7 protein-coding genes, 1 pseudogene and 1 riboswitch are annotated in these 15,390 nt (G+C 58.2%); of the genes and pseudogenes, 2 read left to right on the top strand and 6 right to left on the bottom strand.

Annotated features, from left to right (window positions below; translation table 11 throughout):
* Positions 1–9: 9 nt before the first annotated feature.
* The 4 genes from J0909_RS12305 to J0909_RS12290 form a co-directional block, all read right to left on the bottom strand.
* Positions 10–5,877: a two-partner secretion domain-containing protein gene (locus J0909_RS12305; protein WP_207263251.1), complete on the bottom strand. Its 5,868-nt coding sequence runs from the start codon at positions 5,875–5,877 to the stop codon at positions 10–12.
* 9 nt (positions 5,878–5,886) lie between these two features.
* The gene (locus J0909_RS12300) at positions 5,887–7,614 is read right to left on the bottom strand and encodes a ShlB/FhaC/HecB family hemolysin secretion/activation protein (RefSeq protein ID WP_207263250.1); all 1,728 of its coding nucleotides are present in this window, start codon (positions 7,612–7,614) and stop codon (positions 5,887–5,889) included.
* 106 nt (positions 7,615–7,720) lie between these two features.
* Positions 7,721–7,795, bottom strand: a riboswitch (cyclic di-GMP riboswitch).
* A 966-nt stretch (positions 7,796–8,761) separates the two neighbouring features.
* Entirely contained in the window at positions 8,762–9,658 is an 897-nt protein-coding gene (locus tag J0909_RS12295; RefSeq protein ID WP_207263249.1) for a hypothetical protein, read from the bottom strand.
* A 2-nt stretch (positions 9,659–9,660) separates the two neighbouring features.
* The gene (locus J0909_RS12290; protein ID WP_207263247.1) at positions 9,661–10,686 is read right to left on the bottom strand and encodes a virulence RhuM family protein; all 1,026 of its coding nucleotides are present in this window, start codon (positions 10,684–10,686) and stop codon (positions 9,661–9,663) included.
* A gap of 269 nt (positions 10,687–10,955) precedes the next feature.
* On the opposite strand from J0909_RS12290, the pseudogene J0909_RS18415 reads away from it, so the two are divergent.
* Together J0909_RS18415 and J0909_RS12285 are read left to right on the top strand one after the other, a co-directional pair.
* Positions 10,956–11,146: pseudogene (locus J0909_RS18415) on the top strand (transposase); the annotation flags it as partial.
* Between the two features lie 33 nt (positions 11,147–11,179).
* Positions 11,180–11,992: an alpha/beta hydrolase family protein gene (locus tag J0909_RS12285; protein ID WP_286181998.1), complete on the top strand. Its 813-nt coding sequence runs from the start codon at positions 11,180–11,182 to the stop codon at positions 11,990–11,992.
* A 16-nt stretch (positions 11,993–12,008) separates the two neighbouring features.
* On the opposite strand, the gene J0909_RS12280 is transcribed toward J0909_RS12285, so the two are convergent.
* Positions 12,009–12,641, bottom strand: a complete 633-nt coding sequence (locus tag J0909_RS12280; RefSeq protein ID WP_207263244.1) for a response regulator transcription factor — start codon at positions 12,639–12,641, stop codon at positions 12,009–12,011.
* Between the two features lie 13 nt (positions 12,642–12,654).
* Positions 12,655–14,658 carry a sensor histidine kinase gene (locus J0909_RS12275; RefSeq protein WP_207263242.1) on the bottom strand — a complete coding sequence of 668 codons (2,004 nt, stop codon included), beginning with the start codon at positions 14,656–14,658 and terminating at the stop codon, positions 12,655–12,657.
* Positions 14,659–15,390 lie beyond the last annotated feature (732 nt).

The following is a 15,390-nucleotide window of genomic DNA, read 5'->3' as shown; positions in this document are numbered from 1 at the left end:
AGTTACTCCTTATTGCTGGCCAAAGGCTTCAACAATGGCACCAATGCCGTGCGCTCCGGCACCTTCGACCACATAGCGATCCCCCATGGCTGTCGGCATGGCGAAATCCAGCAGATCCTGAAGGTTGTTCAACACATCGCCCCTACTAACATAGGTCGTTGTTATCCTGTTGACCCTTGTTGTCGCGTCGGCAACGGACTCTTTCTCTCCCTTCATGACTTCAACCGTCTTGGGATGAAGCCCAGCCGGATTGAATGCAACGGCGCTGTCAATCTTTCCCGTGGCTGCCGCCGCCAAAGCCAGGCCGCCACCTAAAGAATGCCCTGTTGCGGTCAATGTCTCCCCACCAACCAAATCGACCATTTTCCTCAACTCGGTAACTTGTTCTTTTACTATAGCGTACTGTGCGCCAACGTTGCCCGTCGCTTGCGCAACATTGGATTCCAAATCGTTCCCCTGAGTCATATCCGTGCCGCAATATACGACGACATACTCTTTATTTTCCTTGTTATAAAATAGTTCCGAGTAAAAACCGGATTTTTCATCAACCATTATCGAGGGGTCAACGCCCTTGGCAACGAACTGTTCCGCAGTTATCTTTTCATACCCTTCCGGAAGTTTTTCTTCGCCGTCGTCACCGTATACGACCTTACTTAAGACCGCCTTAGGCCCATCCTTCGCCTTCCGCTCCTCACTCAACTCCGGTGCCTTGATCTGCTCGGCAAGCTCCGCAACGATGGCGCTCAAGGCCCCTTGCACTGGGTCGCCGCCGGCTATGGCCGAGCCCGCCGCGCCGGTTGCGCCGGAGAGGATAAGATTGACCGTATCGTTCAACTGGTTGGAGGTTATTTCTCCTTTCGCATAACTTGCAAAGGTGGAGCCAAGAGCTGCCTGGAAGGATTCCTCCAAGTCTTCACCCCCCACGATGGTGTTCGTGAGCGTCTTGACGGTGGTTTTCGCCATGATCTCACCCGGAGCGCCCATTTTGGCAAAATCGCTTCCATAGGTGCTCAGCGTCCCTGCCGTGATCATGGTAGCGACCAAAGCCCGCAGCCCATCGACGGAAATGATGCCACTCAGGTTGTCGCCCAGGTCGCCCCCGGCGGCCGCATCAGCGAGGGCCACGGCCACCTGGCTGGAGATGGAGGTAAAGGCCGCTGTAAGCGCCGCCTGCATGGCGAGTTGAGTTGATATCGCTCCCGCCGTAATGATGGCGCCTTCGGCTCCCACCTCGAGCCCCGTCAGCATCGCCGCCAAATGTGAGGCCGCTCCCGCCGTTGCCGCCGAGGCAATGATCGCGACAATGAGCATCCCGCCCACGCCGAGTCCGCTGTCGGACTTACTCCACTTGTCATGCACCTCCTGCACGGCCTGCCAGTCAACGTCGTCTCGTTCCAGGAGGTCGCCCATCCACTCCAGGCCTTCTACGCTGGACAGCAGCTCGGCATCCTGGCGCACGTCCCCCGTGGATTCCTTGAGCTCCACGACCACGCCCTCGGGAGTGGTGACGGTCAGTCCCCCTCCCGCATCAATAAGCGTGTGCAGAACAGTTTCGTCGATCTTTCCCTTGTCTTTGGAAGACCACAGGAAAAACCCGGAATCCGATTTGACCTTGTGCTCGTATTCGCTGTCCTTGGCCACCAGCATGGCCACCTGGCCGTCGGTGCTGGTGATCTCGGTCTCGTCGCCGGATTTGATGGAAGCGGCCTGAAGGGTGATGTCCCCCTCCGCCTTGAGGGCGACTTTGCCGCCGCCCTCGATCTCGCTACGGACGGTGGTGACGGAATTCTGCTCCTCGAGCTTTATGGAACCGGTACCCAGGAACCCGCTCTTGCTCGCTTCCGCATGATGGTATTTGGTTTCCTGACCACTGGAGATGCTCATGCCGCCGGTCTCGGCCGTCAATTCCACATCCCGACCCGCCTTGACCTTGGTGGCCTGCAGGGCCACGCTGCCGCCGCCGGTCAGGCGAGCGTCCTGTCCCGCCTGAATGGAACTCATGACCACTGTCTTTTCCTCGGTCGTCTCCATGGATTTCGAGGAGGAGAACATGCCCGAGGAGGAACTGGATTTGTGTTCGTAGGTGCGATCCTCCATGGCCCCGGCAACAATGTCACCCTCGGCAGCCAGATCGGCCGAGCCCCCGGCCTGGACACGGCTCCCCTGCAAAACGAGGTTGCCAACATTGTTATCCGTCGTGTCCGTACCGGCGTTGATGGCTACGTCGCCGCCCGCGGTGATCGAAGATTGGGTGACCCTGTCCTTTTCCGTGCGCAGGCTGCCGGAGCTGCCGCCGCCGAACATGCCTCCGGAGCTGGAGCGCTTGTGCTCCGAGCGGAAGGTGTTGGTCACGCCCGTGATCATGACGTCGCCAGCGGCATTGACGGCAGCGTCATTGGCCGCCGAAAGGGAACTGCCCGCAATGGTCACATCCCCGCCCGAGGCGATGTGCAGGTCCCCAGCCTGCACGTGAGAGCCCATATGCCCGGTCTGGTCGGCCTTGTAATATTTGGCTTCGATATGCTCCTTCACGGTCTTGGTGCCGATGGTTACGTCACCGGCCGCGTCGATATCCAACGTGCCATCGGCAGACAGGTTGCCCGCCCGAACGGAAGTATCGCGGCCCGAGACGATGGTCAGATCGCCGCTGGCGGTCACATCGGCCGTCTGGTTGACATACCCTCGGGAATCCTTGAGGTCGTTGCGCTGTTCGGTCTTGGTCTCGACGACAACGTCATGCCCGGCCGTGAGGGTGATGTCGCCGCCCTTGATCGAACCGCTCTCGTTGACAATGTCGTTGCTCGCGGTGACGTCGAGGGTCTGACCGATCAGGTCGCCGCCCTCATTGCGGACGTTGTCCGCTTCGATGCTCACGTTGCCGCCCCGGATGCCGCCGCTGTTCTTCAGATCGGCCGTCTGGATATTCACCGTGCTTCCGGTGAGCATGGCCCCACGCGTGAGGTCCAGCTTATCCTGGGTTGCGGAACTCAGATACACGACCGGCACGAGGGCTTCCTTGCCCATGAATTCACGGGTCTCGTACCAGACGATGTCCTCGGTCAGGCCCGCCAACTGGTCGGCTGTCAGGGCCACGCCGACCTCCAGCCCGAGGTCCTTCTTGGCCTGGGCCGCGTTGTCCATGAGCTGGCGGAACTGGTCCGCGTCACTGGTGTAGGTGGGGCTCAGGTACCGCTCGCCCGTGGCTTCGAGGATCTGCTTGCGCACCATGTTGGTTTCAAAGAAGGGGTCGCCCATAATCTGCTTGTCCAGCTTGACGACGTCGTCCCCAACTTCATCGAAGAAGTACTGGGAGCCGTAATACACCCCGGGATCGGCCAGGACCGGGTTGGTCTCAATGAGGTATGTCGGCTCGGGGTCCTCGTTGACCACATACAGCGACCCCACTCCGGTCGGGAGCGAGACCGAGACCGTGTTGACGGGCTCTCCCGTATTGGGGTCCGTCATGGGGCCGGTCACCTCCAGGTCCGAATACGCCGCATCGCCCGCGAATTTACCCGTATACTGCTCGCCCTCTTTGAAACTTTCGTTGTCCACATGGCCCGGCACGTTGATGGTCAGGGTACCGGCCGCGGCGACAACGGCCGGATCGGAGTCGACGACCTGCGAGAGCTTGAAATGCTGCTGCACCTGCCCGTAGCTGTATTTTCCCCCGGCGCGGACCTGGTGGTAATTGCGATAAAAATCAAGGTGGTTGCTGAGTTCAACTCCATGATTGTCCAGAGTCTCCGCGTTGATGGTCAAATCACCGCCAGCCGATATGTGGCCCCGGTCGTTGAGTACGCTGCCTGCGTCGATGGTCATGTCCCCGGCGGACAGGATCTCGGCGGTCACGCCTTCTTCAACAATGACCTCCTTGGTGGTGTGTATCCATTCCTGCAAGGACCGCCCGTCGTGCGGCCGGTGCCAGGCGAGCCCGTATTCTTCCAAAATATATTGAAGATGGTTATTGACCCCGCCTTTGTTTTGACGCAACCGGGCATGGGGTTCACTGAAGACATTTCTCGAGCCGTCTTCGTTGAACCCAGGGAGATCAGTCCGGAATCCCAGGTTCCAATATATCCAACCTCCGTCTTCGGTGGTGGTGGTCCCCGCTCCCGAAATGTTTTCCACGCTGTCGGCGGCCAGATGGACGGAACCGGCAGTGCTTTCGATGGCGGCCTGGTCATTGTGGATCCGCTCGGCACGGGTGCCGGGAGCACGGCCCGCGATGTCCAAGCCGTTGACGCCGACGATGTAGCCTTCGGCGGTGTTGTTCAATTCCCGGACGTTCATGTCCAGCAGGTCGCCCGCATAGATCAATCCGCCATCGTTTTGCAAAATGTCCAACGTCAGGACCATGTTTGCGAAACTGGTAACCGACGCCCCTGCTCCGGCTGTCAGCGAATCGGCCTCCACCATCAACACCCCGGTGGACTTCAACGTGCCGCCGCCCAAGTCCAGATCGCCAGTCAGCGAAATCGACAGATCATTGGCCTTCAGCAGACCATCCGACGCTCCCAGGAAACCCGCCTTGATATCCAAGACATTGAGCGAGGCCACTTCAGCCGCACCGGTCAGAGTGACGTCGCCGGAGTCGGTGCCCTGGATCGCAATGGTGTCGGAGGCGGCAAGAGAGCCGCCGTTGATGGAGATGTCGGGCGATGCGATGGACAGACTGCCGCCCGAGACTAGATGGGAATCCTTGACGCTCAGCCGGTCGTCTCCGATCATGGACAGAACGCCTCCGGAAACGCTCCCGTCAGTCTGTAGGCCGGCGGTAACCTCGCCGTCCTTGATGCCCACGGTGGTGGCCGACAACGAAAGATCCCCGGCGGACGCGACCATAACGGCGTCACCGGAAGGTTTTGAATGTATGTCCAGGGCGTCCGCAGCGCTCACGGCGGCAGAGCCCCCGGCGTACACCGTATTCCCGATGGCTACACTGCCGCCGCCTGATGCGATATTGATATCTCCCCCGGCCTTGACCTCGTTTTTCAGACGGATCTGCCCGTCCGCAGTCAACTCGAAGGAATCCACCGACTGGACTACGCCCTCAAGATTGACGCCGACGCCGGTCTCCGTGCCTTGGAGTAGGATACGTCCCGCATACATGCCACCCAACGCACGGGAATCGATGGCCACCGAAGGGACGTCCGAACCGTTGGACGCAAGCGGCGTGACAGAACCGTCCAAGGAATTGTAGGAATTCCGCCCCGCAATGATGTTCAGAGCCTGGGCATGGATATCCGCGTTGATCCGGGTTGCGCGCGTAAACAGCGTAAAGGCGTCCACATCACTGGCGTCAAGGCCGTCTCCCTCGATCAGGATATCCCCGGATCGGACGTCGATGCCAGTCAGGCCGCCCGCCCCGAGACGGGGGGCCCCCGTGGTCAGGGTCACTTTCGGGAAATGGATGAAACTGCCTCCGTTAACGGTGATGCCGTTGGGATTCGCCAGGATGTAATCGGCTTTCGCCCCGTGCAGCTCCGTAGGGCCTTCCAGATAGGAGCGATTGGCGCCGGTCACCTCGTTCAGGATCAACCGCGCGGTTCCGCCCTTGAGATTGGGATTGCCCGAGATGAACCCGCCCAGCTGGGATTTCGCCAACGACTTGCTGTTGTTGATGATCAGGCCAGGCTTGTTCACATTGAATTCAGAAAACATGTTGTGCGAGACTCCGCCACGACCGGGCGTGGCGATCTGTTCGATAGGCACGCCGTTTCCTGCTTGGCCCATGGTCGGCCTCTTCCCGGCCGGAGCGGCCGGGTCGACCACGAGGGGACGGTCTCCGGCCATGGCGACAAAGCCAGGCTGAAACACAATCACGCACGACAGGACAACACAAAGCAACTGACGGGCAACACTCTCGGCTTTCATATCAATCCCCTAAAACGTCACGGTCACGGAACCATAGATTTCAGTGTCTTCTTTCTTAAGAAAAGCGGGTGAGGCCACACCCTTGGTCAAGGTCACGCTGGAACTTACTCGGCCCAAGGTCCGCAACCCCAGGGCCACCCCTTGCAGGCGTCCACGTTCGTAAGGATCTTTCTTGTCACGAAGGATCATCCCGAAATCGTACCCCGCAAACAGTTCGAAGGCTGAAAGGATGTCGGGAGAAGGGCTTTTGATGGGTAGCCGCCAGGAGAGATCGTTGCGAATGTACCCGCCGCTGTCCCCGCTCAGGCTGTCCTCGGAGAATCCACGAACCGTATATCGGCTGCCGATGGACATTTGATCGGCGCCGTACAGGGTGTCATGGCTGTACTGAGCGCGAAGGGTCGAACTCCACATCAGGGATTGCCCGACAAGATTAAACGGGCGGTAGTAGCTCAGATTACCTTCCCACATTTTATATCTCGGGGTGGGTACGCCTTCCCCGGGGAGTCTTTTCGAAGAGCCCAACAAATCAGAACCCCAATGGTATTCCAGCCCCGCCGTCAATGACCCGCCCAGCAAACGGCGGTTGTGGCCGATATTAAGGCTCAGGTCTGTTGTCTCGTAACTGCTGGTCACCAAGCGGACATTTTCAATCCAGCTGTCCACTTCGCGGTGCTCCACGCCCAATCCCAAGGATGTCTTGCTGTCGGCATCGCGATGGATCACGCGGTCGATTCCCAATGACTGAAATGTGGTTTCGCCATCATTGGTAAACTCGTCGGTCATGCCGTGAAGTTTCGTGGTATAATTGAATTTGCTGGCGGAAAGACTGACCGTCCAATACCCCAACGGAAGAGCCCAGTAGGCGGAAAGGCTTTGGCTGTTCTTGTCTTTCCCGGACGTCTCCCAAGGCATGGGGGTGGCCGAATAGCTCAAGGACAACAGGTCTCCCACGCCGAAAAGATTATCCGTGTCGAATTGCAGGGAGTATTGGTTCTTGCCGGTGGAATCCTGGCCGGAATTGTCCCAACCCACCGACACGCGCCAGCGCTTTTGGGGATCGTTCGTAATGGCGACGATGCTCAACCCCTGCTTGCTGCCGGGCTTCAGCTTCATTGTCGCGTTGTTGGAAGGCAGTCGATTGAATTGATCCAGGCCCTGTTCGAGGTCTCGCAGATTGAGCGGCGTGCCGACAAGGCCCAAAAATGGCCCCAGTAGCTGACTGTGCCCGCCTTTCCCGTCGTTCAGCCTGATGTCTTCAATGCGTCCTTCGATGACCTTGAGCTCGAGGGTGCCGCTCGAAAGGTCCTGCTCCGGCAGATAGGCCCGGGAAGTGACGTAACCGCGACCGACGTATTCGTTGGTGATGGCCTTGAGCAGATCGTTGATATCCGCCAAGCTCAGGCAGCGTCCTTCATACCCTTTGACCAGACCTGCGATGGTCCCTTCGGGGATCAACGTTACGCCGGTTACATTGATGGACTGGACGTCGAAACAGACTGCGCTCCCCGCTGGTTTAGATGGAGGTTGTTGTGGCAGCTCGACTCCGGACGGAGGCTGCTGGGTTTTTCGTTCGAGTTGCTCCTGGCGCGCGCGGCGACGCTCCTCCTCGCGCTGGATAATGCGCTCCTGAACTTGCCCGACGTCATTAATGGACCGGGCCGCAGCCGTCCCCAAAAGCGCAAACAGCAGAAGCAAAAAGGACACGCCTGTAGCGCCGGCTTTCCCCAAAGCCATGAACACTCCCTTGATGCGCCAGCTTGAGCAGGGCAGGCCCTGAACTCATGAAAAGCCCAACAGGGAAAACAAGAGGGATAAGGAGGAAGGACAAAGGGGGCCCCCCTTTGGCAACCCGGCTGTCTTCTTGAGACCCGTGGCTTTCCGTCTCCGCCTCGCGACGGATTTGGCTATATTTGTGCGGCTGAAGTTCCACCCCTTGGAAGGTCAGCAGACACGTAAAAATTGTATGAATCACTATTAGTGTCAAGAGAAGTGTTCATGTATAGACAGAAGACAAATGATCGAACATCTACATTGTTATACTTGATACAAAAGGACGAAGCAGCAAGCGGCTCCTCATGGCTTCAAACCGAGCATTGCCGTTTCACTCTCGATAAACTTGCGCCACTCAGTTGGCTCACTACATAAAGCTAGTGGTAATATAAATCAGCAAAGCCAACCACGCTTTCAGCACCTTGTGCCATTTTTCAATTATCTCAAGTGACTAAAAAAACACATTTCTATACCAAAATCATGTTGGATTGGAAAAGCCACACGTGTCGATTACGTGTCGGTCAAACCCCAAAACATAGAACAAAATCATTCCAGAACACCACAAACCCCTTGCAGGAAGCCGTTCGACGCCGTGGTTGCCATCCAGGGCGACAGTTCTCTCACGCCGGCAACAGGGCAAACCCCCTTGGGGACGCCATAAGAAATCAACGGGTTACAGCAATCGCTGTAGCCCGTTTTTTGTTTGCGTATAAATTGGGGGCGGAAAACCACTCCAACTTCGGGACAGTCTCATTCCGACGACTGCGGCCTGCAAGACAAACCTCTCCCAGAATGATATGATGTGTTACCAACTAAGCAATTGGGTTGGTGCGATTCTCGGATCAGTATGGGCTTTCTCAGCTTGGATCATCGTGACCTTTACTATCAACATCACTTTCGTGATTAACGTGGAGATCATTATGGTTGCAGCTATCGGTATTCTGATTTGCCTGGTTTGTAGGACGGCGCTTGTGGGGTGTCACGGTGAGAGTTCCTCCAAGCTGGGAGAGGAACACATGTTTTCTTGGATGAGCACCGTTAATCCTATTGACCGGCGCCCGGGGGGTTCAAATCCCCCCCGCCCCACAACCTGAAAACAAGTTCAATGCCCTCACCCCCCTTTAGCAAGCAGTTCCTCAATACGCTTTGGAAAGTCTTTCAACTTCGGAACAATTCGCTCATGAAACGGCACCTTCTGCGCCTTTAGCAAGCTGGCAAAATGTGCGTCGGTACGCCACAGGTCACTATGCGGAAGGTAGAGCGCATGAAAAATATCAGCACCATCTGATTTTTGGAAATGGCACCCTCGGAAATTCTTACGGATAAAGGCCTCGAAGATGTTGAAGAAGTAATCGGGAAACATCTTTTGCAATCTTGGCGTGCTTTGTCGAATTGAGCCTGGTTGCAAATCCTGAGATGTAGCCTGTGAATACAAATCTTCAAGGATTTTGTGCAGGTTGCTCGAAAGCTCGTGAAAGCTAGATTGAAGTGTGTTTTTTCCGCCCATGGCACCAAAGTAGTATCTAAAAAACAGACTAGGCGACCGCAATGCAAACATTTGTTCCTTTACTTCAGCAGTTATTCTTTCACGAAATGAATCCGTCAATATTGGTATGTTTTCTGCTGGCACACCACTTGTGGCTAGTATGTTCAATATAGTTCTATTCATTTTCTCAGGATCGAGCATTTCATCCATGGTTAGAGGCATCCATTCACCACTAGACGAATATGGGGCATCCCAAACATCCTTATCATCAGAGCTGAACTTGAAGCAGTGTGCGCCACACAGCTTTGTAATCATATCTGCACGTTGCTCACGGTCTTGATAATATTGAGGGGTATAATCCTGTAAGAGCTCAACGATCGTTAGGTATGAAAAGGGGATAACAATACGGCCCTCTTCCTTCTTCTCTAAAAGGTAATTCAGAACTCTCTGCGAACTCTCTGAGCCTAAAACAAATGCCCGATAGTCTGAGCTGTCGAGATAAACTTTGAGAGGGATGACCATGATTACCTAAACTCCTTCCGTTCAACCCCCTTCACCAATTCCTCAAAATCCCGCTCGGCTTCGATTTCAGCCTCTTCCAACTCCCGTTGCCTGCGGGCCTCATCAAACGCCTTGTACTCGCCATGGGCGTGCTTTTCGGCCTGCTTATGAGAGACCGTGCCCGCGTTGGACAGCACCTCCCATTCATTGAACTCAAGGAATTTATCGGTAATCTCAACCCATTCCTGCATGGTGATGCGTTGCCGCTTTTCAGCGCGGTCCTCGGCGTGATCCAGGAACATGGTCACTAACCGGTCCAGTCTAGAGAGCTCATCTTGTTGGAGGTAGTTCTTGGAAGTCACCACATCACCCTTGCGGACCACATCCCCCTTGAAGCTGGTCAGGCCCATGTTAGGCAGAGTGGCGTTGGCCCGATTCGTCACGATCTCGGCGGCGGTCAGGCCGGTAATGGCGAAGAGCATCTTGTTCTGGATGGTCTTGAAAAAGGTCTGGGCGGTTTCCGACTTGCCGTCATAGTCGGCGCTGGTCTGCGAAAACAGGTCCCTGACCTTCTGGTAGAACCGCTTCTCCGAGGCCCGGATCGTCCGGATGCGTTCAAGCAGTTCATCGAAGTAATCCCAGCCGCCGGGATTCTTCAACCGCTCGTCGTCCATGGTAAAGCCCTTGACCATGTACTCCCGCAATCGTTCGGTTGCCCATCGACGAAATTGGACGCCCACGGACGAACGGACGCGGTAGCCCACGGCGATGATGGCATCCAGGCTGTAGTGCTTGGTCAGGTACTCTTTCCCGTCCGAAGCAGTTATTCGGAAATTCCTAACAACTGCCCCCTCAGCCAGCTCCCTGTCTGCGAATAGGTTCTTCAGATGCTCATTGATCGTGGGAATCGAAACCTGGAAAAGCTCAGCCATGAGCTTCTGGCTGAGCCAGGCCGTTTCATCCAGGAAGCGAACCTCGACACGGATGTTTCCATCCGGGGCCGGAAAGATGTCTATTTGAGATTGCGGGGCCGGGGCGTTGTCACTCATGGGGCGTCCTTCTGATTTGATGACCGAACATAGTACAGGCCAGCATTCTCAACAAGTACGCATGGACGAAGGGAAAGCCAGAAGACGTCCACTTACGGAGCTAGTTGCCTGTTAGCCGAACACGTCTTCCAGAATGTTCTTGGTAATGCCTAACCGGTGTATGTATCGAGTCGTGGTCATCTAATTTTTGTGCCGGAGTGTAAGCCCCCGTAAAATCGCTCCATTGCAAAGTAGAGACTTTCGCCCCCAATTGGGACTAGGAGCTTCATATGCGCAAATCGAGATTTACTGAACACCAGATCGTCCGGATTCTGAAATCCGTGGAAGGTGGGTGGAAGGTGGACGGGCGGTCAAGGGCGTATGCCGGGAGTATGGCGTGAACAGTGCCATGTATTACAAATGGAAGTCCAAGTATGGCGGCATGGAAGCGGCCGACATCGGAAGGATGAAAGACCTTGACGCCGGTGCTTTTGATTGCAGAAGGTGGATTCCCATGAAGCCTGCCGTCATGAAAATCCTTTGCGGACTCTTTCTCTTATTGGCCCTGACCGGGTGCGTACGCGGCAATGTGGTCGCGTCCATGGCGTCGGATACGGTGTGGAGCCGCCTGGATTCCGCCGCGCCGCTTCCCGCTGTCGGTTGGGTGCGGGGACAGGCCGATGTCCTCCATATCTACATTGAAGGCGACGGCGTGGCCTATTCCACGCCCACCAGCCCTTCCCTTGACCCCACGCCCCTCACGCCCACGGCGCTGCTCCTGGCCCGCAGGGACGCTGCGTCCGCCGTGGCCTATCTTGGCCGCCCCTGCCAGTATGTGTCCGGGGATGCCTGCACCAAGGAATGCTGGACCACCGGGCGTTTTTCCGAAGCCGTGTTGCGGACGGAAAACGGGCTCGTGGACGCGGCCAAGTCCTCGGCCGGGGCGCAACGCGTAGTGTTGATCGGATTTTCCGGAGGCGGGGCTGTGGCCGCCCTGTTGGCCGAGCGGCGAGCGGATGTCGCGGCGCTGGTCACTGTCTGCGGTAACCTCGATCATGCCGTGTGGACAGCCATGCACGGGGTCACGCCACTTTATGGCTCGCTCAATCCGGCGGATCATGCCGCACGGCTTGCGTCCCTGCCGCAGGTGCATTTCCTGGGCGGAGCGGATGCGAACGTCACCCGGCAGGTCGCGGAGGCCTTCGTCTCGCGGCTGGGACCGGGCGCGCCGGTGAAGGTCCGGGTGGTCCCGGGCTTGGGTCACGGGGGCGCGGCCTGGGCCGAGGCATGGCCGGAGTTGCTGTCCGAGGTGCGGCTGGACGACTGATGGGTGGCGGTCCCGCTTACCGTTTCCCCGACATGACGAATTTTCGCAGGGCGCGCACGTTCTCCAACTCCAGCTTCCTGACCATTCTCGCAAGATACGTTTCCACGGTGCGGGGGCTGATGCCGAGTTGATCGGCGATCTCCGCATTGGAGGCTCCACGGCCCACGGCCGAGAATATGACCCGTTCCCGGTCGCTCAACAGTAACAGCGGGTCTGTCCCCTCTCCCGTCCTTTCGGCCAGGCTTTGCCCGGCCCGGGCGCTGACGAAGCGTTCGCCGCGCAGCAGGGCCTCGACGCCCTCCAGCAGCACGTCCGGCTCCTCGCGCTTGGTGACATAGCCGCCCGCGCCGCAACGCAGAGCCCTGTCGATGGTCACGGGGTCCTCGTGCATGGAGTAAATCAGAGCGGGGACACCGTGGTCCGCCAGGTCGGCCAGCAGGTCGAGGCCGCTGCCGTCCTCAAGGGAGAGGTCCAGCAGCGCGAGGTCGAAACGGGCCGTTTCCAGGGCGGCTATGGCCTCCGTGCGCGTTCCCGCCTCCGTGCCGCGCCGGTACCCGCTGGATTCCAGCAGCAGATTGAGCCCCTGCCGCACGGCGGGATGGTCGTCGATGAGCAGCGTGCGGACTGCGGAAGGATCAGATGGTGCCATGGGGTGCCTGTTTTCACATTTTCCGGTTGAGCCCTGCGGCCACATCGCAAGGGGCGACGCAGGTGACCACGGTGCCGTGATCCGGGCCGTCCTCGATGTGCAGGTCCGCGTGGATGATGCCCGCGCGATGGGCCATGATACCGAGTCCCAGTCCGCCGTTGGAGGTGCCGTGCCGTGCGGTCGCCTCCCGGCCGACGCCGTCGTCGCGGACGGTGAGGGAGATTCCGCTTCGGACGGGGCAGCGCAGATCCATGCGGATGATGTCCACCCTGGCGTGCTTGGCCGCGTTGGTCAAGGCCTCCTGGGCGATCCGGTAAAGGGTTGTCATGTGGGGATTGGTGCACTGGCCGCAATGGCAGTGTCTTTCAAAAGTCACGGCAATGCCGGTGTCCTTGGAGACCGTGCGCGCCAGGTCCTCCAGCGAGGGGCCGGGGACCGAGGGATCATGCTCCACGGGCCAGAGTCCGCGCGAAGTGCGGTAGGCATCGTCGGTGGAGGCATCCAGCAACGCCGTCAGACTGGCCATGGCCTCGGCCTCTTCGGTGCCGGAAAGACGTTTGTTCAGGATGGCTGCGCGCAGCCGCGCTCCGGTGAGTTTCTGGCACAGACCGTCGTGCAGTTCGACGCTGATGCGGCGGCGTTCCTCCTCGCTGATGTTGACCACTTCCCGCTCCAACCGGTTTCGTTCCTCGATCTCGGCCAGCAGGGAGGCATTTTTGCGTTCCAGTTCGCCGGAGAGATGTTCCTCGGCCTCCAGGGCGTGGGTGAACCGTTTGGCCAGGGCCAGGGACTGGGTGACCACGAAAATGAACATGCCCGGTTCGAGGAGATACACGCTGTTGATGACCTTGGCGTGGGCCAGTCCGTCGTTCAGACTGACGAGCAGGAAGACGAGTGAGCCCGTAAGCAGCAGCCCTGCGCCGTTGCGTCTCCGCCGTACGCAGACGGTGAGCCGCTGGATGTAGTAGATGCCGTAGAGCGAACTCAACAGTATGGTGAAGGCGATGTATTGGGAGATGCGATAGTCCGGGGCAAAGAAAAGGAGCACGACGAAGATCGCCAGGCGGAGATCGACAATATACCGGACGACCGTGTGAATTTCCTCCGGGTACAGGGACTTGTAGAAGCGGTAGAGAAAGGGCCCCAGGGCGAGGTAACAGAACAGGGGAAAATACTCCGCCAAGGCAGGCGGCAGCGGCGGGAGGAACAGATTTGCGGCCCAAAACGAGGTGTTCGAGGTGGTGCAGTAGCCGAGCATGAACAGGCTGTAGATGCCGAAATGGAAGGCCGACGGCAACTTCCGGTTCTGGTGGAACAGGAGGAGATGGTACACGGCCATGATCAGCAGGCAGCCCGCAAAGAGAAAGGACACGGCCCAATGCCGGTCGCGGTTGGTTTCCAGCGGGCCGGGCGGCGCCATCTCGATGCTTTCGGGCACGCCGCCTGAGCGAAAATGGTGGTTGGAGACCTGGAGCACCAACTCCATGTCGCTTCCCTTGGGTTCGATTTCGGCCAGCACCAGCGAACGGCGGGGAATTTCCGCGTCCGCATCCGTACCCACGGTGCCGCTTTGCGCCACGAGTTCTCCATCGGCCCACAGTGTGTAGGCCATGGGAATGTCGAACAGACGCAGCACCAGCTTCCGGGCATCCGGCCAGAGCTTGAGCCGCAGGCGGAAGGTGGCCTGGCCGGTGCCGTCCAGCTTTTCGCCGTCAAGGCGGAAGCCCTGCCATGTCCCCGGAAAGGCGAGGTAGCCAGTCGTACCGGGAGCATCTCCGTTCGGTGCGAAGTCCTTCGGACTCAGCAGGCGGTCCCAGTAGAATTCCCACTGGCCGTCCAAGGCGGCTGGGCCCTGGGCGTCCGGGTCATAGGTGCGCAGGTCGAGAACCCCATTCGCCGCGCGGGGAGGCGGATTCATCGTCCACAGGCATCCGGCCAGGGCGAACAGCACGGCCAGGATCAGGATGACGGCGATCCGGCGGGTCCCGGCGGAAAGTTTCAGTGCGAAGGTCTTCATCCTCTACGCCTTGTCGGAAGAATGCGGCCCGGCCACGGCGGGGAGCTACAGTTGAGCGACCATACAAAGGGCACCCCTATCTTTCAACAATGTTTCTCAAGAAAATTGGACTTGTACGTGTTTTCCCGGACAGACGAGGCCTTTGGGATGGGGTAAAGACGATATTGAAAATTTAAAAATCGTCCGTAGCTCCGGGAAATCTCCCCGCCGTACGGGCCTGATCGTGAGGAGATCACCGTGCCGTCCATTCAGCTGTATTCCCGCGTTGTCCGCCCTTGCCGCGTCCTGTGCGCCGCCACGCTGTTGTTCGTCCTGCTGCTCTGCACTGTCACTCATGCGGATGATTTGACCGGAATACCCGGTGCCAGAAATGTTCTCATCAGTGGAGACGGGACCACTCTTGCCTACATGGACGGTTCCCGCGAACTGTTTATGGCACCTGTTTCCGGAGGAACGTCGACAGACATCGCCTCCGGAGTCTATAATCTTTGGAGTATGTCCAATACTGGTGAGGTGACCTACAACACCTCGACTACATCGTATCTCTTTTCCCGGACCACCGGCACGTCGTACACCCTTACCGGGACTGGCGGAATACTGGCGGACGCCAACACCTTTTATATACCCTCACTCAATTCGGATGGTACGGCCCTCGCGGGCACGAGCAGCAGCAGCACAGCGGCGCTATGGATCGCGCCTTCCGACTGGTCCACGCTTTCTTCACCGGTTGCT

It is taken from the genome of Desulfovibrio sp. Huiquan2017, from assembly GCF_017351175.1.
GTDB lineage: Bacteria > Desulfobacterota > Desulfovibrionia > Desulfovibrionales > Desulfovibrionaceae > Pseudodesulfovibrio.
This window is presented reverse-complemented; position numbering and strand designations above follow the sequence as displayed.